Source organism: Streptomyces sp. NPDC093094 (assembly GCF_044754345.1).
Taxonomy (GTDB): Bacteria; Actinomycetota; Actinomycetes; order Streptomycetales; family Streptomycetaceae; genus Streptomyces.
In genome coordinates, this window is the sequence record NZ_JBIVOX010000006.1 from 359356 (window position 1) to 383528 (window position 24173).

The following is a 24173-nucleotide window of genomic DNA, read 5'->3' on the forward strand; positions in this document are numbered from 1 at the left end:
CCGGCGGCGGAGGAACGCCTCGACGACGTCGCACTGCTGCTGCTACGGGTCCCCCGTGACCGGCGGGGGACCCTGTACGGCATGGCGGCCCGGTCCTCCCGCCGAGGACCGGGCCGCGTCCGCCGGCCGCTGGTGGGTACGGCCGACGGGGCTGGTGGTGTCCCGCCGGGGCGGGCTCTCGTCAGTGCGAGGGCTCCTCCGCCGGGGGCTGCTCCTCCTGGCCGGCGTCGGCGCCGTGGCCCTGGCCCTGGCCCTGGCCCTGGCCCTGGCCGGCACCGGCTTCCTCACCGGCTCCGGCCTCCTCGCCGCCGATCGCGTCGCCGCCCGCGCCGGCCTCTCCGCCCGCGCCGGCCTCTTCACCGGCTCCGGCGCCCTCGCCGGCTCCCGCTCCCTCTCCTGCTCCGGCCTCCTCGCCGCCGATCGCGTCGCCGCCCGCGCCGGCCTCTCCGCCCGCGCCGGCCTCTTCACCGGCTCCGGCTTCCTCGCCCGCACCGGCCCCGGCGCCCGCGCCGCCGTCGCCCAGCGTCGCGCCCACCGCCTCCAGCGCGGTCGTCACCGGCTGGAAGAAGGTCTCGCCGCCGGAGGTGCAGTCGCCGCTGCCGCCGGAGGTGAGGCCGATCGCGCTGCCGTCCTGGGTGAACAGGGAGCCGCCGCTGTCGCCGGGTTCGGCGCAGACGTTCGTCTGGATGAGGCCCGTGACCGTGCCCTCGGGGTAGTTCACCGTCGCGTCGAGGCCGGTGACCTGGCCGTCGTTCAGACCGGTGGTGCTGCCCATCCGGAAGACCTGCTGGCCCACCGTCGCCTCGGCGGCCTGGCCGATCTCGACCGTCTGCCCGTTGCCTATGTTGACGTCGCTGGGCGCCTGGGTCGCCGGGTCGTCGTACTTGACGAGCGCGAAGTCGCCCTCGCCGGGGAACACGGCCTGGTCGACCGTGGCGATCGGCGCGCCGTTCTGGGAGTCGGACCACTGCTCGACCGCGACCCCGCAGTGACCGGCCGTCAGGAAGGCGGGGCTGCCGTCGCCCGCGGTGACGTTGAAGCCGAGGGAGCAGCGCGAGCCGCCGCCGAAGATGGCGTCGCCGCCGGAGACGAACGGCTTGAAGGTCCCGGAGGACTTGCGCAGGGTCGCCATGCCGGAGCCGAGGCTCTGGACGGTCGACTCCAGCGTGTCCCAGTTGTCGCCGGTGACCGTGCGGTCGGCGGTGACGAGGATCTTGTTGGTGCGCGGGTCGACCGCCCAGGACGTGCCCGGGATGGTCGCCTCGGACTTCAGGGTCCCCGCGGCGGCCTGCAGTTCGGCCGTGCTGTTGTCGACCTGGCGCACGACCGCGCCGGCCTGCTTGGCCTGGACCACGAGCTGGTTGTTGTCACCGACGACGTTGATGACGAGCTGCTGCTTGTCCGCGTCGTAGTAGGAACCGGCGAAGGAGTCGCCGAGAGCGGCGGCGAGCTGTTCGGCGAGGGAGGAGGCGTCGGCCGACTTCAGAGTCCTGGGCGCCGCCGCGTCCGCCGCGCCGTCCTGGGAGGCGTTGGCGTGGGGCAGCAGCAGGGCCGCCGCTCCGAGCGCCACCACACTGCCCGCCGCGATCGCGGCCTTGCGCTTCGGCATTCGCTTGTGACTCAAACTTCTCGACCTCCTGGGGGACGGGGTCTCGGGCCGCCGGACGGCGGCCGGTTCGGGGCGCCTGGATGGCCAGAGGTACGCAGCGGGTGCGCGGTGCGTTCAACTCCGTTTCGGCGCGCGGCGGTCCGCCACGCCGATCCGGCCACGCCTCTCGCCGGTCGGGGCCGGGCCGGTCACAATCCCCCGTATGACGATGACCACGGCCGATGCCGACAAGATCCTCTCCGCCAACCTCGCCCCCTGGGTCCTGGAACTCGGTCTGACGGTGGAGGCGTTGGACGAGCGCCGCGCCGTGCTGCGGATGCCCTGGTCGGCCGCGCTCGCACGGGAGGGCGGGGCGCTGTCGGGGCAGGCGCTGATGGCCGCGGCGGACACGGCGACGGTGATCGCGGTGTCGGCGGCACGGGGCGGTTTCGTCCCGATGACGACGGTCCAGCAGTCGACGTCGTTCCAGCGGGCGGTGACCGGTTCGGACGTCCTGATCGAGGCGGTGCTCACCAAGCTGGGCCGCCGCACGGCGTTCGCCGACATCGCGCTGACGGACGCGGCGAGCGGTGAGCTCGCGGCGCGGGCGAGCACGGTCTACGCCCTGCTCGGCTGACACACCGGGCGACCGTCCGGCGACGCTCCGTCGCCGGACGGGGCCGAATCCCCGCTTCGGCGAATCTGCACACCGCATGCCCAACCGGCGCACCGCGCCCGGCGGATCTGCACAATCGCCCGCGCCCGGTTGCCTCCTTTGGGACGGGAGTGCCGGAATTCACCGGTACCGCCCCGCCGCCCCCTCACCCCGATATCGCGCACCGTGTGAAGAACTCGCCACCAAGCCGTGCGCGCACCTGCACCAATAGGTCTTCTACGGCCCACAAAAGCCCAGGTGAGGGGCCTTGTCGAGTGGAAGCGCGGGACAGGTGCGTGCTTTTATCCATCGCACCGCGGCCGTTCGTCCGTCTCACGGAGGGGGCCGCTCTCCCCCCTTGCGGAATATCAATACGAAGGGAAGTTCCCTCATGAACTCCACCCCCCAGGTAGAGACCGTCGAGATCTCCGACGCCGACCTCGACAACGTCTCCGGCGGCCTTTCGGCGAACGCCCTCGGCACCGTCACCGGCCTGGTGGACGGCATCGCCCCGGTCTCGGGTCTGCTGAACACGGCCGTCGGCACCGTCGAGGGTGTCACCGGTCTGCACACCGCCCCGGTGGCGAACCTGGTCGCCGGTCTCTGACCCGCGCAGCGAGCACACCCTGACGTGCTCCTGAGTCCCGGGGCCGGACGACCGGCCCCGGGACTTCCTGCTGTTCCGACGCGCACCGCAGGGTCGCGCGCCACAGGGTGAGGAAGATCCCGTGCAGTTCCGTCAACAGGCCCTCTCCAGACTCCGGTCGCCCGACGATCTGGACCTCCCCGTGCGGCTGGCCCGCCCGCAGGGCCGGCTCGTGCTGTTCGTGACACTGGCCGCGACGGCGGCCGCGGCCGTGTGGGCGGTGACGGGCTCGGTGTCCTCCACCGTGAGCGCGCCGGCCGTGCTCACCCACGGCCGGGGCAGCTACGTCCTGCAGAGCCCGGTGGCCGGGCAGGTCACCGCCGTGCTGACCGGGCAGGGCGAGCAACTCGGCGCCGGCGCGCCGGTGCTGAAGGTGCGTACGGCCGAGGGCGAGTCCGTGGTCCGGGCGGTCGCCGCGGGCCGGGTCACCGCGCTCGCGGCCTCCGTCGGGCAGATCGTGCCGACCGGCGCGGACATCGCGGCGGTGGAGAAGGTCACCGACGCCGACGCCCCGCTGTACGCGACGGTGTACGTGCCCGCGCGGGAGGCGGCGTCGGTCCCGGCGGGCGCCGCGGTGGACCTGGCCCTGCAGACCGTGCCCGCCCGGCAGTACGGGGTGCTGCGCGGGCATGTGGCGTCCGTGGACCGCTCCCCGCAGTCGGCGCGGGAGATCGGTGTGTTCCTCGGGGACGCCCGGCTGGGCGAGCAGTTCACCCGGGAGGGCCGGCCGGTGGCGGTGCTGGTGCGGCTGGACCGGGCGCCGGGCACCCGCAGCGGCTACCGCTGGTCCACCTCCGACGGCCCGCCGCACCGCCTGGCGTCGATGACCCTGGCCGACGGCTCGATACGCCTGGCCGACCGCCGCCCCGTCGACTGGCTGCTGCCGTGACCGCGACCCGCCGCCGCGCCGCCGCGGCCCCGCCCGTCCCCCGTGCCAAGGCCGTGCGCACACCGACCGTGCTCCAGATGGAGGCCGTCGAGTGCGGCGCCGCCTCGCTGGCGATGGTGCTGGGCCACCACGGCCGGCATGTGCCGCTGGAGGAGCTGCGCATCGCCTGCGGTGTCTCCCGCGACGGCTCGCGCGCCTCCCATCTGCTGAAGGCGGCCCGCAGTCACGGTCTGACCGCCAAGGGCATGCAGATGGACCTCGCGGCGCTCGCCGGGGTGCGGGGGCCGGCGATCCTGTTCTGGGAGTTCAACCACTACGTCGTCTACGACGGCATGGGCCGCCGCTTCGGACGCCGCGGCGTGTTCGTCAACGACCCCGGCAAGGGCCGCCGTTTCGTGCCGCTGGAGGAGTTCGACGGCGGCTTCACCGGTGTGGTGCTGGTGATGGAGCCCGGCGCGGACTTCCGCCGGGGCGGGCGCCGCCCCGGGGTGTGGGGCGCGATGCCGGCCCGGCTGCGCGGCACCGCGGGCACCCTTCCGGCGGCCGTGCTGGCGAGCCTGCTGCTGGTGCTGGTCGGCGCGGCGGTGCCCGCGCTGAGCCGCACCTACATCGACTCGTTCCTGATCGGTGGCCGGACCTCGCTGCTGGGGACGCTGTTCACCGCGATGGGCGCCTGTGTGCTGCTGACGCTGGTGCTGACCTGGCTCCAGCAGGCGAACCTGCACCACGGCCGGATCATCTCCTCGACCCTGTCCAGCGCTCGGTTCCTGCGTCATCTGCTGCGGCTGCCGGTCACCTTCTTCGCCCAGCGCAGCCCCGCCGACCTGGTGCAGCGCCTGCAGTCCAACGACGCGGTCGCCGAGACGCTCGCCCGCGACCTGGCCTCGGCCGGCGTGGACGCGGTCGTGGTGGTGCTGTACGCGGTCCTGCTGTACACGTACGACCCTCAGCTGACGGGCGTCGGCATCGGCGTGGCCCTGCTGAACGTGATCGCGCTGCGGATCGTCGTACGGCTGCGTGCCACCCGGACGGCGAAGCTGCGGGCGGACAACGCGCGGCTGGCCAACACGGCGTACACCGGGCTGCAGCTGATCGAGACGATGAAGGCGACCGGCGGGGAGGACGGCTACTTCCGCAAGTGGGCGGGGCAGCACGCGATCATACTGGAGGAGCAGCAGCGGCTCGGGGTGCCGGGGGCGTGGCTGGGGGTGGTGGCGCCCGCGCTGGCGGCGCTGAACAGCGCGCTGATCCTGTGGATCGGGGGCCTGCGGGCCGTCGAGGGGCAGGTGTCGGTGGGGCTGCTGGTGGCGTTCCAGGCGCTGGTGACCCGGTTCACGGCGCCGCTGACCCGGCTCAACGGGGTGGCCGGGCGGATCCAGGACTTCGCGGCGGACGTGGCCCGGCTGAAGGACGTGGAGAACTTCCGTGCCGATCCGCTGTACGAGCGGCAGGGCGGGGAGTCGGCGCGGCGGCTGCTCGGCCATGTGGAGCTGGTGGACGTCACGTTCGGCTACAGCCCGCTGGACGAGCCGCTGCTGGCCGGGTTCGACCTGACGGTGGGCCCGGGGCGGCAGGTGGCGCTGGTCGGCGGCTCGGGCAGCGGCAAGTCGACGGTGTCCCGGCTGATCTCGGGTCTGTACACGCCGTGGGAGGGGGTGATCCGCATCGACGGCAGACGGCTGGAGGACATCCCGCGCGGGGCGCTGGCGGCCTCGGTCTCCTTCGTCGACCAGGAGGTGTTCCTGTTCGAGGGCAGTGTGCGGGACAACGTGGCGCTGTGGGACCCCTCGATCCCGGACGACGCGGTGGTGGAGGCGCTGCGGGACGCGGCCCTGTACGACGTGGTGATGCGCCGCCCCGGCGGCATCCACAGCCGGGTGGAGCAGGACGGCCGCAACTTCTCGGGCGGCCAGCGGCAGCGGCTGGAGATCGCGCGGGCGCTGGTGCGCCGGCCCAGCGTCCTGGTGCTGGACGAGGTGACCAGCGCGCTGGACGCGGAGACGGAGCAGGTGGTGATGGACAACCTGCGGCGGCGCGGCTGCGCCTGTGTGGTGATCGCGCACCGGCTGAGCACCGTGCGCGACAGCGACGAGATCGTCGTGCTGGAGCACGGCACGGTCGTCGAGCGCGGCCGGCACGAGGAGCTGACGGCGCGCGGCGGGGCGTACGCGGCGCTGGTCGGGGAGCGGTGAGATGACGGCTGTGCACGAGGGCGACCTGGTGCTCTCCGCGCTCGGCGCGATGGGCACACGGACGGACTGCGCGGGCTTCGGCAGGCTGGACCTGGAGGGTCCGCAGGTGCTGTGGCTGGTGGCGTCCGGTGCGCTGGACCTGTTCGCGGTGGACGCGGTGGAGCAGGGCCACTGGCATCATGTGGGCCGCCTGGAGGCGGGCGCGCTGCTGCTGGGGCCGGTGACGGGCGCCCGGCACACGCTGGTGGCGCGGCCGCTGCGGGACTGCGTGGTGCACCGCATCGGGCTGCGCGAGCTGTACCGGGGCGCGCAGGCCCAGGACTGGGCGTACGACGAGTGGGGCACTGCGCAGTACGTCGCCCCGGCGGCGGGTCCGCTGGAGCACGCGCTCGCCCTCGGGGTGGGCCGTGGGCTGTCGGTGCTGTTCCAGGCGCCGATGGCCGGTGAGCCGGCGGCAGCGGCCGACGACGACGTGTTCTGGATGCAGGTCCCGCCGGGCAGCGTGGTGCACGGCTCCCTCCACGGCGCCGAGGCGGCGGCCGATCTGCTGATGGACCCGGCGCTGTGGCAGAGCATGGTCGAGCAGCAGTACCGGCTGCTGACCACGCTGGACCGCTGGATCGAGCAGCTGGAGAGCGCCCACGAGACCCGTACGGCCGCCGGGATCCGGGCCGGTGAGGCGGTGCGCGCGCAGGCCGACCGGACGCTGCTGGCGTCGATCGGCAGGGCGTCGGCGCGGCGGCACACGGCCGCCGACACGGACGCCACGCACGCGGCGTGCCGGCTGGTGGCGGAGGCGGCCGGGATCGCGCTGGCAGAGCCCGCGCGGGGCGGCGCGGAGAGCGAGCGGCTCGACCCGGTCGAGCGCATCGCGCTGGCCTCGCGGGTGCGCACCCGGGCGGTGCGGCTGGAGGGCCGCTGGTGGCGGGAGGACGTGGGCCCGCTGGTCGGGCGGCGGGCGCTGTCGGGTGCGCCGGTGGCGCTGCTGTGGCGGCGCGGCGGCTATGTGGCGGTGCAGCCGGCCACCGGGCGCGAGACACCGGTGGAGAAGGCGAACGCGGGTGAGTTCGAGGCGCGTGCGGTGATGTTCTACCGTCCGCTGCCCGAGCGCCGGCTCGGTCCCCTGGGCCTGGCCCGCTTCGTGCTGCGCGGCACGCGCGGCGACCTCGGGGCGCTGCTCGGGGCCGGTCTGGTGACGGTGGCGGTCGGCGCGCTGGTGCCGGTGGCCACCGGCAAGGTGCTCGGCGAGTACGTGCCGACGGCGCAGTCCGGGCCGATCGGCCGGGTGTGTCTGGCGGTGATGGCCGGGGCGCTGGTCGCGGCCGCGTTCGCGCTGCTGCAGAACCTGACGATCCTGCGTCTGGAGGGGCGGGTCGAGGCCACGCTCCAGCCGGCCGTGTGGGACCGGCTGCTGCGGCTGCCGACGGGCTTCTTCGCGGGCCGGTCCACCGGTGAGCTGGCCAGCGCGGCCATGGGGATCGGCGCGATCCGGCGGCTGCTGGCGGGGGTGGGTCCGACGGTGGCGCAGTCGGTGACCGTCGGCGCGGTGAACCTGGGGCTGCTGCTCTGGTACAGCGTGCCCATGGCGCTGGCCGCGATGGGCATGCTGGCCGTGGTGGCGGTGGTGTTCCTCGGGCTCGGGCTGTGGCAGGTGCGCTGGCAGCGGCGGCTGGTGAAGCTCACCAACCGGCTGGACAACCAGGCGTTCCAGACCCTGCGGGGGCTGCCGAAGCTCAGGGTGGCGGCGGCGGAGAACTACGCGTACGCGGCGTGGGCGGGCGAGTTCGCGCGCAGCCGGGAGCTCCAGCAGCGGGTCGGCCGGATCAAGAACCTGTCGGCGGTGCTGGGGGCGGTGTGTCTGCCGCTGTGCTCGCTGCTGATGTTCGTGCTGCTGGCGGGACCGGCGCGCGGGGCGATGTCCGCCGCCGACTTCCTCTCCTTCCACACGGCGGTGACCATGCTGCTGGCCTCGGTGACCCAGCTGACGGGCGCGTTCGTGTCGGTGGTGGCGGCGCTGCCGCTGTACGAGGAGATCGAGCCGGTGCTGGCGGCGGTCCCCGAGGTGCGGACGGCGAACACCCGGCCGGGTCCGCTGTCGGGGGCGGTGGAGGCGCGGCGGCTGTCGTTCCGCTGGTCCGACGACGGGCCGCTGGTGCTGGACGACGTGTCCTTCGAGGTGCGGCCGGGCGAGTTCGTGGCGGTGGTCGGCCCGAGCGGCTGCGGCAAGTCGACCCTGCTGCGGCTGCTGATCGGCTTCGAGCGGCCGGTGTCCGGCAGCGTGCTGTACGACGGGCAGGATCTCGCGGCGCTGGACCGGCCGGCGGTGCGGCGGCAGTGCGGGGTGGTGCTCCAGCACGCGCAGCCGATCGGCGGCTCGGTCCTCGACGTCATCTGCGGCACCGAGCCGTACACGCCGGAGGAGGCGATGGCGGCGGCCGAGCTGGCGGGGCTCGCCGAGGACATCCGGCGGATGCCGATGGGGCTGCACACGATCGTCTCCGGCGGCGCCGTCTCCGGCGGGCAGCGCCAGCGGCTGATGATCGCCCAGGCGCTGGTCCGCCGCCCGCGGGTCCTCTTCCTCGACGAGGCGACCAGCGCGCTGGACAACGAGACGCAGCGCCGGGTGATCGAGTCGACGAAGGCGCTCGACGCGACCCGGGTGGTGATCGCGCACCGCCTCTCGACGGTGCTCGACGCGGACCGGGTGATCGTGATGGAGCAGGGCAAGGTCGTCCAGCAGGGCCCGCCGGCGGCGCTGCTCGCGGACACCGGCGGGCGGCTGCACGAGCTGGTGCGGCGGCAGCTGGCCTGAGCCGCCCGGGTCAGCGGACTCCGGGGACGGGCGCGCCCGAGGGGAAGCCGGCCCGGACGTAGCCGTCGTACGCCTCCTGCCACAGGGGGCCGGGTCCGCGGGGCGGCTGCTCGGGGGGCTCGCCGCGGGTCATGGCGTCCAGGGCGGTCAGGGACACCTCCCAGCCGGCCGCGCTGCGGGCGGCCGCCTCCGCGTCGGCGAGGACGTTCGTGAGGGTCAGCCGGGTGCCGCCGGCCGGTTCCGGGGCCAGGTCGAGGCGGATCTCGTCGCCGCCCCACTCGAAGGACAGATGGCGGGGCTCGTCGACGGCGAGGACGAGGCCCGTGGAGTCGGGCCGGTCCGGGTCGCCGCCGAAGCGGACCGTGCCGCCGGGGCGCAGCTCGAACTCGGCCCGGGAGGGGAACCACCGGGCGAGGTCGCCGGGGTCGGTCACATGGGTCCAGACACGATCCGCGGGATGGGCGTAGACGCGGCCGACCACGACGGCGGGGCGGCCGTCGTCCAGGGCGAGAAAGGTACCGGTGAGCTCGGCGGGCATGGCGTGATCACTCCTTCGGGAGCCGTACTATGCCCCATTCCTCCCGCAATGAGGGCACATGTACACCCCTGAGTGGCGAGAAGACGCCCGTTCTCGCAGGCCCGCCACCGGGTACTCGCCCGGGCATGCGGATCAGTGTCCTGGATGTGGGGTCGAAGACGGTGCGGCTGATGGTCGCGGACGCCGGGAGCGGGGTGCCGCTCCCGGTGCACACCGCCAAATGGCGGCTGCGGCTGTCGGACTGCGTCGAACCGGACGGCGTCCTGCCCCAGGAGGCCGTCGAACAGCTGGTGGCCGCGGTGGGCGCGGCACGCAGAACCGCGCACAGATGGGGCGCTGAGCCACCGCTGGCCTTCGCGACGGCCGTGGTGCGGAGCGCGCCGAACCGGGCGGAGGTGCAGCACGCCGTGGCCTCCCGGACCGGCGTCGGCCTGTGCACCCTGCCGGGCGAGGTGGAGGCCGAGCTGACCTTCCTCGCCGCGCGGCGCTGGGCCGGCTGGCGGGCGGGACCGCTCGCGGTGCTGGACATCGGCGGGGGCTCGCTGGAGGTGGCCTTCGGACGGGGCCGGCTGCCGGACTTCGTGGCCTCGCTGCCGCTGGGCGCGGCCCGGCTCACCCGCGAGTACTTCCCGGGCGACGCCCCGCCGGACCCGGCCCGGGTGCGGGACCTGCGGCGCGCGGTGCGCCATCAGCTGCGGGACGTGGCGGCCCGGATCCGCTGGGAGGGGCCGCGCACCGCGGTGGCGGCGTCCCGCACCTTCCAGCAGCTCGGGCGGCTGTGCGGCGCCGCGCCCGGCCGCCAGGGGCCGTTCACCCCGCGGCTGCTGCGGCGGTCGGACCTGGGCTCGGCCGCCGAGCGGCTGGCCGCCCTGCCCGCCGCCGAACGGGCCCTGCTGCCGGGCATCTCGGCACCGCGGGCCGCGCAGAGCCTGGCCGGCGCCGTCGTGGGCCACACGGCGATGAAACTGACGGGCGTCCCGGCCGCCGAGATCTGCCCCTGGGCGATCCGCGAGGGCATCCTGCTGCGCCACATCGAGGACGGTCCCTCCTGGTGGGCGGCGGTGTCCCGCGCCGACGACGACCTCGCCCCCACGGAGCCGGTGCCCCTGCGCGTCGCCGCCGCGAGCAGCTGACCCCGTTCCCGCACGAACACTCCCGTACGAACGAAGGAGCCGCCGCGCCGGAGGGGAACACCCGGCCCGAGGAGCACCCCGGGACCGCACGCGAAAAGGTGCCGCGCGCGATCCGCGACGCCGGACGCCGTACCCGCGAGGACGACGCACGACGCGGCCGCCGGGACGAGGCCGGAGAGGCCGTCACCCCGGGCACCCGGGCCCGGGAGGAGTCCCGGGGCGACCGACCCCGTGCGCGCCCCCCGGCCGGGCGGCGCGGACAGGACCGTTCGGCCGGCCCCCGGGCCGTGCCGTGCAAGCCGGGGACCCGGTGCCGGACGCTCCGGCGGCGGCTTCGGGGCGCGGTCGGCCCCGGGTGCCCTCCTGTCGCTCCGGCCTGTCGCTCCGGAGCATCCCGCCGCGGCCGGCCGGCGCGTCCGGGCGATGGCCCGCCGCCGGCCGGGTACCCGGGGCGCATGGACCACGACCGCACCGGGCCGCGCCCGCCGGCGCCCAGGGGCCCGGTCTCCACCGCCGTGCTGAGCCATCTGCTCGGGACGGGGCCGCTGCCGCCGTCCGGCGCCGTGGCGGTCGCGCCGGCCTACGGGGACGATCTCCAGCTGGCGCTGTACCTGTGCTACGAGCTGCACTACCGGGGGCTGGCCGGGGTCGCCCCCGAGCACGAGTGGGATCCTGAGCTGCTGCGCACCCGGGCCGCCCTGGAGCACCGCTTCCTGACCGCGTTGCGCTCCGATGTCCCGGCCCGCGACGACGTGGCCTGCGTGCTGGAGGAACTGCTCACCGAGCCCGCGGACGCCTTCGGCGTGAGCCATTTCCTGTGCGCGGAGGGCGAACTGTGGCACCTGCGGGAGTACGCCGCCCAGCGCTCGGTGTACCACCTGAAGGAGGCCGACCCGCACGCCTGGGTGCTGCCCCGGCTGCACGGCCGGGCGAAGGCGGCGATGGCGGCGGTCGAGTTCGACGAGTACGGCGGCGGCCGCGCCGACCGGGTGCACGCGGGGCTGTTCGCCCGGCTGATGGCCGACCTGGGCCTGGACACGGCGTACGGCCGCTACGCGGACGCGGCCTCGGCGCCCGCCCTGGCCACGGTGAACCTGATGTCCCTGTTCGGTCTGCACCGCTCCCTGCGCGGCGCGCTCGTCGGGCACTTCGCCGCCGTCGAGGTCACCTCCTCCCCCGCCTCCCGGCGGCTGGCCACGGCGATGCGCCGCGCGGGCGCCGGCCCGGACGCGGTGTTCTTCTACGACGAGCACGTCGAGGCCGACGCCGTGCACGAGCAGGTCGTACGGCACGAGGTGGTCGGCGGACTGCTGGAGGCCGAGCCGTACCTCGCCGCGGACGTGGTCTTCGGCGCCGACGCCACCGGCCGGCTGGAGGACCTGCTGGCCGACCGTCTGCTGGGCGCCTGGCGCGCGGGCTCGTCGTCGCTGTACGCACCGCTCACGGGCTCGCCCTGAGAGGTCTCGCCCTGAGAGATCTCCCTCGAGGGTCTCGCCCTGACGGGCGTCGGGGCGCCGGAGACAGCCGGGGCGTATGCGGTACTTCACGGTGATGCCGGGTACTTGGCCCGCATGATCCCGTTCAGTCCGCCGGGCGTCTATGCGCCGCAGGAGGACACCGCCCTGCTGGCCGACGTGCTGGCCGACGAGTCGCTCGCACCCGGCGCGGCCGTCCTCGACCTCGGCACCGGGACCGGCGCACTGGCGCTGGACGCGGCACGGCAGGGCTCGTGCGTGACGGCGGTCGACGTGTCCTGGCGGGCGGCCTGCGCGGCCCGGGTCAACGCCTGGCGGGCCGGCCTTCCGGTCCGGGTGCGGCGCGGGAACCTCTTCGCGCCCGTGCGCGGCCAGTCGTTCGACCTGATCCTCGCCAATCCGCCGTACGTACCGGCGCCCGGGGGCGGGCGGCCGCGCGGGGCGGCCCGGGCCTGGGACGCGGGGCCGGACGGCAGGCTCGTGCTCGACCGGATCTGCCGGGAGGCCCCGGCGCTGCTGCGCCCCGGCGGTGTGCTCCTGCTGGTGCACTCGGCGCTCAGCGGTCCCGACCGCACCCTCGGGCGGCTGGCCGCCGCGGGCCTGCGGGCCGCCGTGGTCCGGCGCCGCCGGATCGCCTTCGGGCGGGTGCTGCGGGGCCGGCTGGAGTGGCTGCGCGAGCGGGGTGCGCTGTCCGCCGCCGACGAGACGGAGGAACTGGTGGTCGTCCGTGCCGAACTCCCCCGCTGACCCGGCGCGCTCCCCCGCCGGCCCGCCGCGCAGGATCACCGCCCGGCGGCGCGGGCCGCTGCTGGTGGAGGGCCCTGTCGAGGTGGAGCTGGAGGACGGGTCGGTGGTCTCCTCCGACCGCTTCCTGGTGGCCTTGTGCACCTGCGGCCGCAGCCGCCGTTTCCCCTGGTGCGACACCAGCCACCGGCGCCGCGAACCGCCTTCGCGCTCCGGCCGGGGGACGTGACGCCGGGAGTCCGGCGCCGGACGGCATGAAGCCGGGGTCCGGCCGGGCGGCCCCACTCCGCCCGGCCGGTCCCCGGTTCTGGGAACCGCAGGAACCCTGCGACCGTGCCCGCACTCCCCATCCGCGGGTCAGGCCGCGATTCACGCGTTCTTGCGGCCCCGGTCTCAGAACGCGAAGACGCTGGATCCGTAGGCGCTCTTCACGCATTCGTTGGCGAAGGTGCGCTCGTAGGAGACGCGCTTGCCCTGCCAGACGCCCTCGACGGTGATGACCACCGGGTCCCACTCCCGTGTGCACATGACGTCCCCGTCGCCGCTCAGGGCGTCGAAGTCGCCCCCGGCGGCACGCAGTTCCGCGCAGGCCGGGGCGGCCGTGGGATGGGTGCCGGAGGGCCCGGGGGCGCAGCCCAGCGTCACGGCCCGCTCGGGGGTGACGCCGGCCGCGGCCTCGCCGTGGCCGACCGTCAGCACCAGGGCCGACGGGGCGTACAGGGACTCCGGTGCGCTGGGGGCCGAGAGGGCGGCCCCGGTCAGGGGTCCGCAGAGTGCGCCGGCCGTGAGGCCGAGGGTCGCTGCCCAGCGCGCGGTGTTCCGCATTGTGTGCATCCTTCCGCTCGATTCGAGGGTGCCGGACGGCCCCGGGTTCGGTGCCGGACCGGCGAGCGCGAGTCTGCCGAGAACGGCGCCGGAATTCACATCGAACCCATAGGTTTCAGTAACCTTGCGTATTGAAACAGTGGCGTGAAGTCACGGAATCGACCGTTCCAGGCCCCGATTAGTCCGCTCCATGATCATGTGGAGTGGCCGAATGGCCGCTTTTCTCACGCTGAGTAATCGGCCGGAAACATTCCGGATCGAGCCCCCGAAGACCCCCCTGCGGCCCCTTGCGTTCATGGAAGCCGCGAGTAATCGTCATTACATGATTACGAAACAGCAGCAGGAGGAACTGCGCGGCTGGTTCGCCGGCCGTCTGCCCGACGGCCTCTTCGAGGAGCTGACCGAGGTCTCGGCCGACCGCGAGGAGATCACCGTCATCGGGCGCATCCCCGAACCCCGGCTCGCCGAGGACGCCCCGCCCGCCGAGCGCGAGGCGGCCGTACGGGGCCGGATCGAGGAATTCCGCGAACGTACCCGCGAGGACCGGATGGCGGTCGCGCGCGAGGCCGAGCACCGCTTCGGCAGGAAGGTGTCCTGGGGTGTGGAGTGCGGGCCGGACCGCGCCCTGTTCACCCATCTCGCCGCACCGGTGATGACCCGGCTGCGGCAGAGCGAGCGGCAGGTGCTGGACACCCTGGTCGCCTCGGGCGTGGCCCGCAGCCGCAGCGACGCCCTCGCCTGGTGCGTCCGTCTGGTCCGCCGCCACACCGACGACTGGCTGACCGAGCTGCAGGACTCGCTGGAGCATGTGCACGAGGTCAGGGAGCGGGGCCCGGACGCGGACTGATCCTCCCGGCCCGCACGGTGGACGGGCCCGCCCGCGGCCGCCAGGATCGGGGCGGCACGACGGCCCGACGACGAGAGGCGGGGATCCACGGATGGGACGGCACCGGGCGGACTTCCAGTACGAGATCTATCTCAACGGCATGTCGGGCGCGGTGCCCCGGCTGCCCACCGATCTCACCCGGCTGGAGGAACTGACCGAACAGCGGCTCGGCCCAGGACCGGTCGGCTACGTGGCCGGCGGCGCGGGCGACGGCAGCACGGTCCGCGCCAACCGGTCCGCGCTGGAGCGGCGCAGGATCGTGCCCCGCATGCTGCGGGACGTGCACGAGCGGGACCTCTCGGTCGAGGTGCTGGGCCGGGCGCTGCCCGCCCCGGTGGCGCTCGCCCCAGTCGGCGTGCTGTCGATCATGCACCCGGAGGCCGAGACCGGGGCCGCGCGGGCCGCGGCCGCGCAGGGACTGCCGTACATCCTGTCCTCGGCCTCCAGCACCCCCCTGGAGCAGGTCGCCGAGGCGATGGGGGACGCCGAGCGGTGGTTCCAGCTGTACTGGGCCAAGGACCGCGAGGTGACCCGGAGTTTCCTGGACCGGGCGAAGGCGTCCGGGTTCTCGGTGCTGGTCGTCACGCTGGACGTTCCGGCGCTGGCCTGGCGGCCGCGTGATCTCGACCGGGCGTATCTGCCGTTCCTGCACGGGGTCGGCACGGCGAACTACTTCTCCGACCCGGCGTTCCGGGCGGGCCTGGCCAAGCCGGTGCACGAGGACCCCGACGCCGCCGTGATGCACTTCGTCGGCATGTTCGCCGACCCGGGCAAGACCTGGCCGGACCTGGCGTTCCTGCGGGAGAACTGGGACGGGCCGATCGTGCTCAAGGGCGTCCTGCACCCCGACGACGCCCGGCTCGCGGCCGACGCGGGCATGGACGGGGTGGTGGTGTCCAACCACGGCGGCCGGCAGGTCGCGGGCTCGGTCGCGGCGGCGGACGCGCTGCCGCGGATCGCCGGGGCCGTCGGGGACCGGCTGACCGTGCTGTTCGACAGCGGGGTGCGCACGGGCGACGACGTGTTCAAGGCCCTCGCCCTCGGCGCCCGTGCCGTGCTGCTGGGGCGGCCCTACGTGTACGGGCTGGCCCTGGACGGGCAGGCCGGGGTCGAGCACGTCCTGCGGTGTCTGCTGGCGGAGTTCGACCTCACGCTGGCCCTGTCGGGGCACACGACGCCCGGAACCGTGTCCCCGGCCGACCTGGCGGACGGGACGGACTGACCCGAAGGGGCCGCGGCCGGACGCCTCGCGGGCCGGCCGCGGCCCGTCGCGCGGTTCCCCGCGCCTCGTCAGCCGGGCCGGGCCGCCAGCCAGCGCTGCGCCGGCGAGCCGTCCCGGACCTTGACCACGACGTCGGCGCCGGTGTCGGGCGTGGTGACCGCCAGGGCGAGGCTCTCGTCCCAGCGGGGCACGAGTTCGCCCCGGTCCGTGATCCCGTAGCGGACGTCGTCGGCCCGCGGCGAGCCGGCGCCGGCGCACCGGGCGAGGAGCACGACACCCGCGTCCATGTGCGAGTCCAGACAGAGACCGGGGGCGGCCGCGCTGCGCATCAGCCCGTCGGCCGCGTAGGACCACTGCTGGGTCCGGGCCGATGTGCACGGCGCGAGCCCGGTGGCCGCGCCCGCCCGGGCCGGTCCCTCGATGTCCAGGCACAGGCCCGCGCCCGTGTTGAGCAGACCGGACCGGCCGGGAGCCACCGGGACCCGGGCGTCTCCCGGCGGCGCGGACGGTGTCCCCGGGGAGGCGGAGTCGTCGCCGGAGGACGCATCACGCTCGCTCGCCCCGGTCGAGGACATCGGCTCGGCCCGGTCGCCGCCCCACAGCCCGGCCGTGAGGGCGAGGGCGAGCAGTCCCGCCGAGGCGAGCCCCACTCCGGTGAGCAGCACCCGCGGTGAGCGCCCGTCACCGGGAGCGCGGCGGGTGCCGGCGGGTGCGCGGGCCGGTCCGCGGCGGCCGCGCCCGCCCCGGGCCCGGCCGCCGCCGTGCCGGTTGGCACCGCGCCGGCCCGGGCCCGGCCGGACCCGGCCGGGGCGGGAGTCGGCATAGCGGCGGGCGCCCCAGCCGAGCACGGCCTCGGCGAGAAGATCACCCAGGCCGCCGTCGAAATAACTCAGTTGTTCGGCCGCCGCACGGCAGTAGGGACACTCGGCGAGATGGCGCCGCACATCCGGAAGGAGCGACCCGCCGCGCCGGATCGGTATGTCCAGAAGGCGGTTGTGGAAGCGGCATTCCTTTGTCGGCGCGAGTTCCCGGTGGGCTCGCACACAGCCTTCCCGGAGTTTTTCACGCGCCTGTTCGACGGTCGCCGCCGCGAGTCCCGCGTCCATGCCGAGCAGCGCGGCGGGAACGGCGACGGGCTCCGCCTCGACCTCGGTGTGCCACAGCAGGCACTGGTCGACGGGTGACAGCGCGTGGAACGCGCGCTCGGCGAGCCGGCGGTTCTCCGGCGTCACGGCGACGGCCGCCTTCAGGCCCCGGCCGCCGGCCGGTTTGCGCAGGCCCGGCAGGACGGTGGATATCCGTTCCTCGGCGGCCCAGAACCGCACGGTGTCCCGTACGGCGACCAGCAGGCGCGGGCGCAGGGCGACACCGGGTTCGCCGAGGGTGAGACGGTCGAGGAGCTGGTGGACGGCCGCCGCGGTGACCATGGCCGCGGTGGGCCCGGGATCCGCGAGGCAGATGACGGCGTACTCGTGCGCGGGACGCCAGTGCCGCGCGATCAGCAGGGCGGTGGAACGGGAGACTTCCGCGTCCGGGCTTCCCCGGAGCCGGCCGACGAGCGACTCGTCGGATTCTCCGGGAAACGCGCCGGGCGGCGGGTAGGACGGACGGACGGGGTGGGGGGTGGGTGGCACTGAGCGGATTCCTTCCCACGCGTATGCGGCACACAGGAGTTCGGCCGACTGGAATGGGAGCCCGGACATCGGGCGGTTCACCTTTTCACAGCGCTCACAATGCCAACAAGGCGCTCGGGCGACATCCGCATTACTGAAAGAAAGTCAGCAAGCGCTATTCCCCGGTCGGATCGCACTGCTATTCGCTCTCGCATGCGCCCCGTGTGAAACACACGCACACGCCGGCTCCCCGCGCACGCTCCCGGCGCCGGGGACCGCGTAGTGGACTGTGTACCGGCCTCCTCGGCAGGCCCGCGCGGGACGGCGGCTCTCCCGCGCGAAACGGCCGCCGGCCCTGTTCCTCCGCCCTCGGCCGGCGGCCCCGAGCGTCCGGCCGGAGGCGGTACGGTCTCCGCGGGGCCGGCGGCCCCGCCACGGGCCGTGTCCGCGGCCGGCTATATCTGCCAGGAGCGCAGCCGGTCGGCCGCCCCGAAGACGTCCGTCCTGCCGTCGATGAGCGCGCGGGCGAGATCCACCAGGGCGCCGTAGGGCGGGTCGATGCCGACGCCGCTGACGAACATGTAGGCCACCGCGGTGGCACAGGCGAAACGGGCGTTGGCCGACGGCAGCGGCTTGAGCAGGGCGAGGGTGTGCAGCAGGGCGGCGGCACGCCAGGCCGGGTCGGAGTCCACGCCCAGCCGGGGCGGGTCCACACGATGCCGGGCCACGGCGGCGACCAGGGCGGAGAAGTCGTTGATCGTGGGCTGGTCCGGCAGCACTTCCTCATGGCGCTGGAGCAGCCAGGGCACGTCGATGTGGATGACGGGTGTCATCGGTCAGGCGACCCGCCCCTCGCCCCTGGCGGGCGTCTCGTCGTCCGGGAACGCGGCGGCGAACTCGTCCGCGTGGGCGGAGAAGAAGCGGCGGAACGCCTCCGCGCCCTCCTGGAGCGCGCGGTGCCGGGCGATGTCGGCCGCGGCCGCCTCCCGGACGAGCGCTTTCATCGACGTACCGCGCTCCTTGGCGATCTGCCGCAGGTCCTCGAGCTCGCGCTCGCTGAACTCCACATTCAGGGCTGGCATGACGACACGGTACCGCTCGGGTACTCGACCGTAAATATTCCCAGGTCACCTGTGTCCCGAGACGGTACCGGTCGTCATGGGCCGGAGAGCGTCAGCCCTGGTCGGCGACGAAGGACGCCATCCGGGCCAGAGCCGCGTTCCAGTTGATCGTGTGCTCGTTCGTGGACCAGGACTGGATGTCGTCGACGTAGCAGAACTGGCCGACGCAGCCCTGGAGCAGGCTCTGCGCGTAGGGGTCCTGGATGCTGGAGTTCGGCCCGCCGGCCAGCGTGCCCCGCGGCGGGTTCGGCTGGCTCGGGTCGAGCTGGTGGGCGTACCAGCGGGCGTGCTGGTTGTGGGCGCTGACCTCGCCGTAGCCGGTGACGTAGGAGATGTTCAGCGCGTTGCGGCCGAAGAGGTAGTCCATGGCCTGGAGCGCGCCGTCACGGTACCGGGCGGCGCCGGAGAGGTCGTACGCGGTGGCGAGCACGACCGCGTTGTTCAGGATCTGGTGGTTGGAGCCCCAGTCGTACTTGTTGTCGTCGGGGGCGTACGGGACCCCGTACGGGTGTGCCCGGAGGGCGGCGAGATAGCGGTCGGCGCCCCGGAGGACCGACTGGCGGACCTTGTCCCGGCCGGGCAGCCAGCTGGGCACGGTCGCGAGGTCCAGCCGGCCCGCCGCCGCGGTGCGCGCCCAGTCGAAGCCGACCGGGCCGAAGATGTCGGCGGTGTGGACCGGGGAGTTCACGACGTGGTCGGCGAACCGCTTCTCGCCCGTGGTGAGATACAGCTCCGCCGCCGCCCAGTAGAACTCGTCGGTGACGTTCCCGTCGGCGTAGGTGCCGCCGCCGACGCCGTCGCTCTCGGAGGCGTACACCGCGGGGTGCGCGAGCGCCGCCGACCATGCCTTGCGGGCGGCCGTCAGGGCCCTGGCCGCGAACGCGCGGTCGTGGGGCGCGTACAGCCGTGCCGCCTGGGCGGCGGTCGCCGCGAGGTTCAGTGTCGCCGCGGTGGACGGCGGGTGCAGCTCGCGCTTCTGGGGGTCGGCGTGCGGCATCAGGGGCAGGCCGGTCCACTGCTCGTCGTGGATCTTGTGGTGGGCCATGCCGGCCAGCGGCTGCCCGTCGGGCACCTGCATCCGCAGCAGGAACTCCAGTTCCCAGCGGGCCTCGTCGAGGATGTCGGGCACCTTGTTGCCGCTCTCGGGGACGGCGAGGGTGCCGTCGCGCAGCCGCTCCCGCTCACCGGTGCGGGCCAGCCCGGCGCGTTCGTAGGTGCTGAGCACCTCCCAGGTGGAGATGCCGCCGTTGACGACGTACTTGCCGTGGTCGCCCGCGTCGTACCAGCCGCCGGCCACGTCGAGGGTGTAGTCGCACTCGCCCGGCCGGCAGGGCACGGCGGTGTCGCCCTGGTTGGGGGCGGTGCCGGCGTGACCGGCGGGGCGGCCGTAGCCGGGGCGCAGGTCGTCGCGGACCGGGGTGCCGCTGCGCTGGGTGTAGTAGTACTTCAGCGCGTCGAGGCGGAGCCGCTCGTAGGCGTCCGTGCCCAGGCCGAAGGGGCGGCTGGTCTCGCCGTCGGCGACCAGGGTGTAGCCCTCGCCCGCCCTGCGCCAGGCGCCGAAGTCGATCGAGTGGACGTTCTGCCCGGAGGAGGCGTCGGTGCCGCGCGGCACGGTCCAGCCCCGCGCGACGACGGAACCGGCCGCGTCCTTCAGCTGCCAGGGCAGCCGCGCGGTCGCGTCGGTGACGAGCGTGGCGTTCTTCGGCCCGGCGGGCAGATAGCCGACCTGGTTGACGCGCACGCGCGGCCCGGTGTCCGGCTCGTACGTCTCGGGCGGTACGCCGCCGAGGAGCGAGACGTCGTCCATGCAGAAGCGCCAGGGGTCGGCGGAGCCGCCGACCTGGAAGGCGACCTGCGCCCCGGTGGTGTCGACGGGCGAGGTGAAGGTGTACGCGTAGTCGTTCCCGGAGACGCCCAGCTGCGGCGACACCTCGAACCAGGTGTCGTACGGTGCCGCAGCCAGGCCGACGACCGCCCTGACGACGTGGCCCTCGGGCGTGCCGGTGGCGCTGAAGGAGAAGCGGTAGGACTCCCCCTTCACCAGGGTCACGTCGTTCTGGCCGACGGCCGCGTCCCAGCGGTCGGCGGTGCCGCCGGGCACGTCCGCGCACATCCGGCCCTCCGTCAGGCCCGCGGTGACGCCGGCGGAGGACCACCAGGGGTCGGTGCCGCTGTCGAAGGTGCCGTTCCTGAGCTGCTCGGCCTCGTCGGCCGTGGCGGCGGGCGCCGGCAAAGCGGTCAGGGCGGCGGCCAGAAGTGCCGTGAGAGGCAACAAGGAGGTTCTGCGTCGGTTCACGTCTCGGCTCCTCAAGGAGTCGGGTGCGCGATGGGAGCGCTCCCAAGCAGGCGGTCGGGGCACATGCTTGTTGCAGTCATGACACCCCGTCAACCGTCCTGACACACCTGGTGTGCGCGAGGGCACGCCCGTCACGCCAGCCAGCGGCCCGCGCGCATCAGATCGCGGCCGGTCAGCTCGTCCGCCTCCCGCCACGCCTGGACGCGGTGCGGGGTGACACGGAACCAGCGGTAGACCGTGGTCAGGGTGCGGGGGTCGAAGCCGGTGCGGGCGGCGAACCGGTCGGCCCGTTCCCGCGGCAGGGCGTCGAGGTCCAGCACCTCGACCCGGCCCTCGATCAGGGTCACGTCCCGGGTGGGGCCCAGGCCGAGGCGGGCGGCGCGGCCCGCGGCGAGGTTCCGTCCGGTGGGGCTGTCCGCGGGCGTGGCGAGCAGCAGGGTCTCGCCGTCCCAGTCGAAGGACAGCGGGACCAGGTACGGCACACCGTCCGCCGAGGCGCTGGCCACCCAGACGTCCACGTCGTGGGCGAGCCGGTGCCCGGTGTCGTGGCGGCGCTGGGCGAGGGAGCGGGGTGCGGCGGTCATCGGTCCTCCTGGAAGGCGGGTTCGGCAGTGGTCACAGCCTCTCCCCGCGAGGCCGGTGGCCGCCTCCGTGCCCACCACGGAAAGACACCACGGATAATGATCAGGTGGCCACTCCAGTGATCTCCGCCCGGGAGACCGACGTGCTCGCGCTCCTCGGGGAGCACCTCAGCAACGCGGAGATCGCCGCGCGGCTGTTCATCTCCGTGCGCACCGTCGAGTCCCATGTCTCGGCGCTGCTGCGCAAGTTGGTGATGCCGGACCGGCGGGCGCTGTCCCGGCACGCGAACGCGCTCGCCCGCGAGGAACGGTCCCGCCCGGCGGCCGCCCTGCCCGCGCCGCTGACGGCGTTCGTCGGACGGGCCCACGAGCGCGGGGAGCTGGCCGAGGCCCTCACGACGCACCGGCAGGTGACCGCGGTCGGCCCCGGCGGGGTGGGCAAGACCCGGCTGGCGCTGGCGGTGGCGGCGGACGCGGCCGCCGGGTTCGCCGACGGGGTGTGGTTCGTGGACCTGGTCCCGGTCACCGACCCGGCGCGCGTACCGGCGGCGGTCGCGGCGGCCCTGGGGGTGGGCGAGCAGCCCGGGGGCTCCCCCGGCGACGCGGTGCCGACCGCGCTGGCGGACCGCCGGGCGCTGCTGGTGCTGGACAACTGCGAGCAGGTCCGCGACGGTGTGGCGCCGTTCCTGGAGAAGCTGCTGGCCGCCTGCCCCGGCGTGCGGGTGCTGGTGACGAGCCGGGCCCGGCTGATGGTGCCGTTCGAGCGGGTCTTCCCGGTGCCGCCGCTGTCGCGGGACGGCGGGGGCGGGTCGGACGCCGTGGCCCTGTTCCTGGACCGGGCGGCGGCGGTCGGGGCCTCGCCGGATCCCGGGGCGCGCGAGCGGGTGACGGCCCTGTGCGAACGGCTCGGCGGGATGGCCCTGGCGATCGAGCTGGCCGCGGCGCGGCTGCCCACGCTCGGCCTCGACGGTCTCACGGCCGGCCTCTCCGACCAGCTGCGCATCCTCGCGGGCGGGTCCCGCGCCGACGACCGCCACCGGTCGGTGCGGGCCGTGCTGGACTGGAGCCACGACCTGCTCCGGCCATGCGACCGGGCGCTGCTGCGCCGGGTGTCGGCGTTCGTGCTGCCGTTCACCGCCGAGGCCGCCGCCGAGGTGGCCGGCTTCGCCCCGCTGGACCCGGCCGAGGTCGCCGACGGTCTGGGCAGGCTCGCCGAGCAGAGCCTGCTCACCGTGACGCCGGGCCCGGCCGGCACCCGCTACCAGGCGCTGGAGACCATCCGCCAGTACGGCCGGGAGATGCTCGCCGGCGCCGGTGAGCTCGACGACGTCCTGGACCGGCACGCCGAGTGGTGCCTGGCCGCCGCGGCGGCCCTCGGGGACAGCGGGGCGGCGGGCTGGCGTGCCCGGTTCGACGCCGTCGCCGACGATCTGCGGGCCGCCCTCGCCCGGACCGCCGGGCTGCCCGGACGGCGCCCGCAGGCGCACCGGCTCGCGCTGTCCCTGGCCGGGCCGGCCTTCGACCGGACGCTGCTCGGCGAGGCCCAGCAGCGGTACGAGCAGGCGGCCGCCCTCGCCGACGACGACGCCGGGGGCGCCGAGGCGCTGCGCCGGGCCGCCGAGGTGGCCGGGTGCCGCAGGCTGGGCGACGACATGCTGCGGCTGCACCGCGCCGCCGCCGAGGCCGCCCGACGGGCCGGGGACCTCGCCGGCGCGGGCCGGGACCTCGCCCGGGCCGCGACGATCGCGTACCGCTTCTCCAGCACGTTCACCGAGGTTCCGGCCCGGCAGGAGGTGACCTCCCTGCTGGTCCGGGCGCGCGAGCTGTCCGGGACCGACCCGGCGGCCGAGGCGGCTGTCGCGCTGGCCGAGGCGGCGGTGGTCTTCGACGCGTTCGGCGCGGTCCAGGGCGACACCGACAACAGCGTGCGGGAGACCGTGGAGAGCGCCGAGGAGGCCGTACGGCTCGCCCGGCGCGCGGGGGACCCGGTGGCGGAGTCGGCCGCGCTCGACGCGCTCTCCGGCGCCCGCAGCTGGGACGGCGACCCGTTCGCCGCGGCGTCCGCCGCCCGGCGGCGGATCGACGTGCTGGCGTCGGCACCGCCGGGACCGGCCGCCGCGCACGAGCTGATGGACGCGCTCGCGATGGCCGCCGGGACCGCCGTCGGGGCGGGCCGGCTGCCGGAGGCCCGCCGGTGGGGCCGGCAGCTCGCCGGGCATCCGCTGCTCGCCGAGGTGGGCCATCACGCCACGTCGTGGCTGCTGGTCGCGGACGCGTTCGCCGGCCGCGCCGACGAACTGCTCGCGGACAGCGTGCGGTTCCTCGACGCGTGGGAGCAGAGCGGGGGGCAGCGGTCCTTCTCGCTCGGGCCCGCCGCGGCGGCCGTCGCCATGCTCCACGGGCTGCGCGGCGACGACGACGCCCGGGCGGACTGGCTCCGTGTCGTGGGCCGGGCGGGCAGCGCGCCCGAGCACCGGCACGGCTACGGCGCGGTCTTCGACGCCGTGTTCCTGCTGCACCACGGGGACGTGGACGAGGCGCTGGAGCGGGTCGCGCCGGAGCCGGAGGAGGTGTGGAAGTGGGTGTCCTGGGTGTGGCTGCACTGGTACGTGGCACTGCGCGCCGAGACGGCGGTGCTCGCCGGGCATCCGCAGGCGCGGGCCCGGATCGACGCGGCCCGGGCCGTGGTCGCCGGGAACCCCGTCGCCGCCGCCCAGGTGGACCGGGCCGAGGCCCTGCTGGAGGGCGACCTGTCCGGGCAGCTCTCCGCCGCGGCCGCCCTCGACGCCGCGGGCAGCCCCTACCAGTCGGCCCGCACGCTGCTGCTCGCCGGAGGCCCGCACACCGCGGCGGGCGCGGCCGCGCTGGCGGACCTGGGTCTGGCGCCCGGGGCCGCCGGCCGGGGAGGAGGCGGCCGCAGCACGCGCCGGGAGGGCCTGAGCCACTAGGCTGGAACG

20 protein-coding genes are annotated in these 24173 nt (G+C 75.0%); 12 read left to right on the plus strand and 8 right to left on the minus strand.

The window, feature by feature from the left end; all coding sequences use genetic code 11:
• Window positions 1-181: 181 nt before the first annotated feature.
• Complete coding sequence (locus ACIQGV_RS15160; protein WP_402494691.1) at window positions 182-1624, minus strand: S1 family peptidase; 1443 nt, start codon at window positions 1622-1624, stop codon at window positions 182-184.
• Between the two features lie 187 nt (window positions 1625-1811).
• Here ACIQGV_RS15160 and ACIQGV_RS15165 point away from each other — a divergent pair, with 187 nt between their 5' ends.
• The 5 genes from ACIQGV_RS15165 (at window position 1812) to ACIQGV_RS15185 (ending at window position 8782) form a co-directional block, all read left to right on the plus strand.
• On the plus strand, window positions 1812-2225 hold the full coding sequence (locus ACIQGV_RS15165) for a PaaI family thioesterase (RefSeq protein ID WP_402494693.1): 414 nt from the start codon (window positions 1812-1814) through the stop codon (window positions 2223-2225).
• Window positions 2226-2634: 409 nt separating this feature from the next.
• Window positions 2635-2850 (plus strand): type A2 lantipeptide, encoded by a 216-nt coding sequence (locus tag ACIQGV_RS15170; protein ID WP_402494695.1) that lies wholly within the window; start codon window positions 2635-2637, stop codon window positions 2848-2850.
• 121 nt (window positions 2851-2971) lie between these two features.
• Complete coding sequence (locus ACIQGV_RS15175) at window positions 2972-3778, plus strand: HlyD family efflux transporter periplasmic adaptor subunit (protein ID WP_402494697.1); 807 nt, start codon at window positions 2972-2974, stop codon at window positions 3776-3778.
• On the plus strand, window positions 3775-5970 hold the full coding sequence (locus ACIQGV_RS15180; RefSeq protein WP_402494699.1) for an NHLP family bacteriocin export ABC transporter peptidase/permease/ATPase subunit: 2196 nt from the start codon (window positions 3775-3777) through the stop codon (window positions 5968-5970). Before ACIQGV_RS15175 ends, ACIQGV_RS15180 begins: the two co-directional genes overlap by 4 nt.
• Before the next feature lies 1 nt (window position 5971).
• A complete protein-coding gene (locus ACIQGV_RS15185; RefSeq protein ID WP_402494700.1) occupies window positions 5972-8782 on the plus strand; it encodes an NHLP bacteriocin export ABC transporter permease/ATPase subunit in 2811 nt (936 codons plus the stop codon).
• A 10-nt stretch (window positions 8783-8792) separates the two neighbouring features.
• Here ACIQGV_RS15185 and ACIQGV_RS15190 read toward each other — a convergent pair whose 3' ends face one another.
• Window positions 8793-9320, minus strand: a complete 528-nt coding sequence (locus ACIQGV_RS15190) for an SRPBCC domain-containing protein (protein WP_402494702.1) — start codon at window positions 9318-9320, stop codon at window positions 8793-8795.
• A 125-nt stretch (window positions 9321-9445) separates the two neighbouring features.
• Between ACIQGV_RS15190 and ACIQGV_RS15195 the strand changes: the two genes are divergently transcribed.
• The 4 genes from ACIQGV_RS15195 (at window position 9446) to ACIQGV_RS15210 (ending at window position 12901) form a co-directional block, all read left to right on the plus strand.
• A complete protein-coding gene (locus tag ACIQGV_RS15195) occupies window positions 9446-10453 on the plus strand; it encodes a Ppx/GppA family phosphatase (RefSeq protein WP_402494704.1) in 1008 nt (335 codons plus the stop codon).
• 455 nt (window positions 10454-10908) lie between these two features.
• A complete protein-coding gene (locus ACIQGV_RS15200; protein WP_402494706.1) occupies window positions 10909-11910 on the plus strand; it encodes an iron-containing redox enzyme family protein in 1002 nt (333 codons plus the stop codon).
• A 114-nt stretch (window positions 11911-12024) separates the two neighbouring features.
• Window positions 12025-12675: a HemK2/MTQ2 family protein methyltransferase gene (locus ACIQGV_RS15205; protein WP_402494708.1), complete on the plus strand. Its 651-nt coding sequence runs from the start codon at window positions 12025-12027 to the stop codon at window positions 12673-12675.
• Window positions 12656-12901, plus strand: a complete 246-nt coding sequence (locus tag ACIQGV_RS15210) for a CDGSH iron-sulfur domain-containing protein (RefSeq protein ID WP_402494709.1) — start codon at window positions 12656-12658, stop codon at window positions 12899-12901. Before ACIQGV_RS15205 ends, ACIQGV_RS15210 begins: the two co-directional genes overlap by 20 nt.
• A gap of 164 nt (window positions 12902-13065) precedes the next feature.
• On the opposite strand, the gene ACIQGV_RS15215 is transcribed toward ACIQGV_RS15210, so the two are convergent.
• Window positions 13066-13497: a protease inhibitor gene (locus ACIQGV_RS15215; RefSeq protein ID WP_402494711.1), complete on the minus strand. Its 432-nt coding sequence runs from the start codon at window positions 13495-13497 to the stop codon at window positions 13066-13068.
• A gap of 322 nt (window positions 13498-13819) precedes the next feature.
• Here ACIQGV_RS15215 and ACIQGV_RS15220 point away from each other — a divergent pair, with 322 nt between their 5' ends.
• Both ACIQGV_RS15220 and ACIQGV_RS15225 read left to right on the plus strand, forming a co-directional pair.
• Window positions 13820-14344, plus strand: coding sequence for a hypothetical protein (locus ACIQGV_RS15220; RefSeq protein ID WP_402494712.1), 525 nt, complete (start codon window positions 13820-13822; stop codon window positions 14342-14344).
• Between the two features lie 91 nt (window positions 14345-14435).
• Complete coding sequence (locus ACIQGV_RS15225; RefSeq protein ID WP_402494714.1) at window positions 14436-15605, plus strand: lactate 2-monooxygenase; 1170 nt, start codon at window positions 14436-14438, stop codon at window positions 15603-15605.
• 68 nt (window positions 15606-15673) lie between these two features.
• Here ACIQGV_RS15225 and ACIQGV_RS15230 read toward each other — a convergent pair whose 3' ends face one another.
• The 5 genes from ACIQGV_RS15230 to ACIQGV_RS15250 all read right to left on the minus strand — a co-directional run bounded on the left by ACIQGV_RS15230 (window position 15674) and on the right by ACIQGV_RS15250 (window position 21219).
• A complete protein-coding gene (locus ACIQGV_RS15230) occupies window positions 15674-17239 on the minus strand; it encodes an RICIN domain-containing protein (RefSeq protein ID WP_402494716.1) in 1566 nt (521 codons plus the stop codon).
• Window positions 17240-17673: 434 nt separating this feature from the next.
• The gene (locus ACIQGV_RS15235; RefSeq protein ID WP_402494717.1) at window positions 17674-18051 is read right to left on the minus strand and encodes a toxin Doc; all 378 of its coding nucleotides are present in this window, start codon (window positions 18049-18051) and stop codon (window positions 17674-17676) included.
• 3 nt (window positions 18052-18054) lie between these two features.
• Window positions 18055-18300: a hypothetical protein gene (locus ACIQGV_RS15240; RefSeq protein WP_402494718.1), complete on the minus strand. Its 246-nt coding sequence runs from the start codon at window positions 18298-18300 to the stop codon at window positions 18055-18057.
• Window positions 18301-18391: 91 nt separating this feature from the next.
• Window positions 18392-20635: a glycoside hydrolase family 9 protein gene (locus ACIQGV_RS15245; RefSeq protein ID WP_402494720.1), complete on the minus strand. Its 2244-nt coding sequence runs from the start codon at window positions 20633-20635 to the stop codon at window positions 18392-18394.
• 131 nt (window positions 20636-20766) lie between these two features.
• The gene (locus ACIQGV_RS15250) at window positions 20767-21219 is read right to left on the minus strand and encodes a pyridoxamine 5'-phosphate oxidase family protein (protein ID WP_402494722.1); all 453 of its coding nucleotides are present in this window, start codon (window positions 21217-21219) and stop codon (window positions 20767-20769) included.
• Window positions 21220-21323: 104 nt separating this feature from the next.
• On the opposite strand from ACIQGV_RS15250, the gene ACIQGV_RS15255 reads away from it, so the two are divergent.
• The gene (locus tag ACIQGV_RS15255) at window positions 21324-24164 is read left to right on the plus strand and encodes an ATP-binding protein (protein WP_402494723.1); all 2841 of its coding nucleotides are present in this window, start codon (window positions 21324-21326) and stop codon (window positions 24162-24164) included.
• The last annotated feature ends 9 nt before the right edge of the window (window positions 24165-24173 follow it).

Coding starts and splice junctions, on each gene's coding strand:
- ACIQGV_RS15185 (WP_402494700.1), top strand. CDS start 5,972: ATGACGGCTGTGCACGAGGGCGACCTGGTGCTCTCCGCGCTCGGCGCG.
- ACIQGV_RS15195 (WP_402494704.1), top strand. CDS start 9,446: ATGCGGATCAGTGTCCTGGATGTGGGGTCGAAGACGGTGCGGCTGATG.
- ACIQGV_RS15170 (WP_402494695.1), top strand. CDS start 2,635: ATGAACTCCACCCCCCAGGTAGAGACCGTCGAGATCTCCGACGCCGAC.
- ACIQGV_RS15190 (WP_402494702.1), bottom strand. CDS start 9,320: ATGCCCGCCGAGCTCACCGGTACCTTTCTCGCCCTGGACGACGGCCGC.
- ACIQGV_RS15220 (WP_402494712.1), top strand. CDS start 13,820: ATGATTACGAAACAGCAGCAGGAGGAACTGCGCGGCTGGTTCGCCGGC.
- ACIQGV_RS15240 (WP_402494718.1), bottom strand. CDS start 18,300: ATGCCAGCCCTGAATGTGGAGTTCAGCGAGCGCGAGCTCGAGGACCTG.
- ACIQGV_RS15205 (WP_402494708.1), top strand. CDS start 12,025: ATGATCCCGTTCAGTCCGCCGGGCGTCTATGCGCCGCAGGAGGACACC.
- ACIQGV_RS15215 (WP_402494711.1), bottom strand. CDS start 13,497: ATGCGGAACACCGCGCGCTGGGCAGCGACCCTCGGCCTCACGGCCGGC.
- ACIQGV_RS15225 (WP_402494714.1), top strand. CDS start 14,436: ATGGGACGGCACCGGGCGGACTTCCAGTACGAGATCTATCTCAACGGC.
- ACIQGV_RS15235 (WP_402494717.1), bottom strand. CDS start 18,051: ATGACACCCGTCATCCACATCGACGTGCCCTGGCTGCTCCAGCGCCAT.
- ACIQGV_RS15165 (WP_402494693.1), top strand. CDS start 1,812: ATGACGATGACCACGGCCGATGCCGACAAGATCCTCTCCGCCAACCTC.
- ACIQGV_RS15250 (WP_402494722.1), bottom strand. CDS start 21,219: ATGACCGCCGCACCCCGCTCCCTCGCCCAGCGCCGCCACGACACCGGG.
- ACIQGV_RS15200 (WP_402494706.1), top strand. CDS start 10,909: ATGGACCACGACCGCACCGGGCCGCGCCCGCCGGCGCCCAGGGGCCCG.